At 73.5% G+C, this 3,168-nt stretch carries 2 protein-coding genes and 1 pseudogene; 1 reads left to right on the forward strand and 2 read right to left on the reverse strand.

All coding sequences use genetic code 11. The annotated features are described in order from the left end of the window. Window positions 1–224: 224 nt before the first annotated feature. The gene (locus AB0C29_RS40620) at window positions 225–1,472 is read right to left on the reverse strand and encodes a HAMP domain-containing sensor histidine kinase (RefSeq protein WP_360832326.1); all 1,248 of its coding nucleotides are present in this window, start codon (window positions 1,470–1,472) and stop codon (window positions 225–227) included. Beyond that, window positions 1,469–2,128, reverse strand: a complete 660-nt coding sequence (locus AB0C29_RS40625; protein ID WP_360832323.1) for a response regulator transcription factor — start codon at window positions 2,126–2,128, stop codon at window positions 1,469–1,471. Before AB0C29_RS40625 ends, AB0C29_RS40620 begins: the two co-directional genes overlap by 4 nt. A gap of 355 nt (window positions 2,129–2,483) precedes the next feature. On the opposite strand from AB0C29_RS40625, the pseudogene AB0C29_RS40630 reads away from it, so the two are divergent. Beyond that, window positions 2,484–2,723: pseudogene (locus AB0C29_RS40630) on the forward strand (BTAD domain-containing putative transcriptional regulator); the annotation flags it as partial. Window positions 2,724–3,168: the final 445 nt, after the last annotated feature.

The raw sequence follows: 3,168 nt of genomic DNA on the forward strand, positions 1-3,168 counted from the left end.
TGCGCGAAGCGGACCCCCGGCGGGGCCGAGGCGGCACCGGACACCGCCGCCGTCACGGCCACCAGCGAGGTGCCGACGACCAGCACGAGGGGCAGCCGGCCCCGGCGGCCCGAGCGCAGCGCCCGTTCGGTCCGGGCAGCAAAACGACGCACATCCCCCATGGCGGTCACGCCGAAAGCATAGAAGGTCGAGTACATGATCGGTCCACGGCGGATACACCGGTGTCAGTCGGCGGCCGGTAACTCCAGCTCGAAGATGGCGCCGCCCTCCACGGCGTTGTAGACCCGCAGCGTGCCGCCGTGCGCCTGGGCGACCCAGCGCACGATGGACAGTCCGAGCCCGCTGGAGCCGCCGGAGCTCTTGAACCGTTCGAAGCTCTCCTCGGCCAGGGCCGCGTCGATGCCGGGACCGTGGTCGGCCACCGTCACCCGTCCGCCGGCCACGGTGATGTGCACGATCGCCGGCTCACCCGGCACCCGGCCGTGCCGCAGCGCGTTGTCGAGCAGGTTGTCGATCGCCCGGCGGACCAGGTCGGCGTCGGCGCTGACCTTGGTGGGCGCGGTGGTCACGGTGATGTCGGCCCCGTCGTCCACCGTCTCCTCGACCACGGTGCTGACCAGCTGGTCGAGCCACAGTGGCTGGATCGTCAGCGTCTCCACCCCGGCGGCCAGCCGGGCCCGGATCAGCACACCGTCGATGATGCTGCCCATCCGCCGGGCCAGGTCGACCGTGCGCGGCAGCAGCTCGGTGCGCTGGGCCGGCTGGAGCAGGGCGGTCTCGGCGAGCGCCCGCAGCGCGGCGACAGGGGTCCGCAGGTCGTGCGCGGTGTCGGCGAGCAGCACTTCCTGCTGTTCCAGGGCGGCGGTCGCGGGCCGGACCGCCCGGACGGTGAGCAGGTAGCCCGCAGCGGCGACCGCGGCCAGGAACAGCACCGAGCCGCCCAGCACCGCGAGCACGAAATCCCGGTGGGCGGCCCGGACCTCGGCCGGATCGACCAGGGCGACCACGGCGCCGACGTACTGGCCGTCGGTGTTGCGGAACGGCTCGGCCCGCACCCGCATCAGCTCACCGGTGGTGTCCGGGACGTAGCCGGTCTGCTCGCGCCCGGAGGCGACGGCCCGCGCGGCCAGCACGGACTTCGTCCCGGCGTCCACCGTCACGCACGGCTGGCGGCTGAAGTGGCCGGTGAACTGCTCGTTCGGGCCGGGCAGGACGGCGAACTCGGGGCAGCCGGTGTCCACCTCGTCGCGGCTGATCCGCGCGGTGACGATCGTCCCGTCGTACGAGATCAGCCGGGTGACCGCCGTGGTGACCCGGATCAGCCGCGCGTCCAGTTCCGCCTCGCCGCGCCGGGTGTCGGCCCCGATCAGCAGCCAGGTCGCCAGGATCAGCCCGGTGGCGGTGATCGCGGTCAGCCAGCCGGCCAGCCACCAGGGCAGCCGGCGCAGCCGGTCCAGCGCCGAGCCGGTCATGAGGCCAGCCGGTAGCCACGCCCGCGCACGGTGTGGATCAGCTCCGGTTCGCGCAGCTTGCCGCGCAGCCGGCGGACGACCACGTCGACCACGTTGGACATCGGGTCGGTGCTGCTGTCCCAGCAGTGCTCGATCAGCTCGCCGCGGGCGACCGCCTGCTCCGGCCGGGTCAGCAGGTATTCCAGCACCGCGAACTCCTTGGCCGTCAGCCCGAGCAGCACCCCGGCCCGGCGTACCTGGCGGCGGGCGCAGTCCATCTCCAGGTCGCCGTGGCGCAGCACCGACGGCCGTCCGGTGCCCGCACGCCGGCACAGGGTCAGCACCCGGGCCGTCATCTCGGCCACCGAGAACGGTTTGACCAGGTAGTCGTCGCCGCCGTGCTCGAACCCGGCGACGATGTCGGCCAGGCTGTCGCGGGCGGTCAGCAGCAGCACGGGCACGGCCCAGCCCTGCTGGCGGCGCCCGTGCACATAGTGGATCGCGTCCCCGTCGGGCAGCATCCGGTCGAACACCACACAGTCGAAGTCCCCACCGGTCAGGGCGGCGTCCGCGGCGGCGAGGTCGGCCGCCTGGGTGACGGCCAGCCCGGCCCCGGCCAGCTCGGTACGCACCGCGAACCGCAGGTTGTCGTCGTCCTCCACCACCAGCACCCGCACTGTGGCCTCCCCCGCCCGCTCGTGTCATCGGATCCTCATGTGCCCGGATGGATCGTAGGGCGACCACCAAGGAGGTGTACCCGTGCTCTTCCACATCCTCGGCCCGCTCGAGGTGCACACGACGATCCCCGGCCGGCTCGGTACGGGCAAACCGGCCACCGTCCTGGCCGCTCTGCTGTTGCGGCCGAACGCCTGGGTCGGCGTCGACATCCTGACCGAGGCCTTGTGGCCGGACCGGGCCGCACCGGCTTCGGCCGAGGCGAACCTGAAGACCTACGTGTGGCAGCTGCGCCGGATGCTGCCGTCGCACGTGGACGGAGGCGACCGGATCCAGCGGACCACCGGCGCGTACCGGATGCGGGTCGGGCCCGGCGAACTGGACGCGGTCCGGGCCGCCGAGCTGAGTGCCGCCGCGAGCGCCGCCGGCTCCGACGCCGAGGCGCTCGCCCTGCTGGAGGACGCGCTGCGGTTGTGGCGCGGACGGCCGTTCGAGGGTGTGGAGGTGGACCCGGGCGCGCTGATCGGCCTGCTCGAGCTGCACCTGGACCTGCGGGAACACCTCGGCGAGGTGCAACTGGCGCTGGGCCGGGCGGCGGACGCGGCAACCACCCTGCGCTCGGTGACCGCGGACGCCCCGCTGCGTGAGAGCGCCTGGACCCCAGGTCAGCCACTGCTCGATCCCGGCGAAGCGGCTCACCTGGGTGAACTCGGTGATCCGGAGCTGCGACCAGCCGCTCAGCGCCGCGCGCAGCGACTCCTCGGAGCGGAACATGCCCGGCGCCTGCTCGCGCCGCTGCGGCGTCCCGGTGTGCGCGGCCAGCGCTTTCATGGCGCGCTCGTAGCGCGGGTCGAACTCGGCGAACGAGCTGAACGCCAGCCGGCCGCCGGGACGCAGGAGCTCCCGGTAGGCCGCCACCGCCGCCGGCGGATCCGGCAGGAAGAACAACACCAGCCCGGCCGTGACGACGTCGAAGGTGCCGGGTGCTGCTCGGCTTCGTGTGCGGCGGCGACGACTGCCAGCAGCACGACGAACACGGTCG

Source organism: Actinoplanes sp. NPDC048791 (assembly GCF_040650095.1).
In the GTDB taxonomy this organism is placed as follows: domain Bacteria; phylum Actinomycetota; class Actinomycetes; order Mycobacteriales; family Micromonosporaceae; genus Actinoplanes.

Bases quoted from the DNA above. Each gene is read 5' to 3' on its own strand.
- AB0C29_RS40620 (WP_360832326.1), bottom strand. From the start codon at position 1,472: ATGACCGGCTCGGCGCTGGACCGGCTGCGCCGGCTGCCCTGGTGGCTG.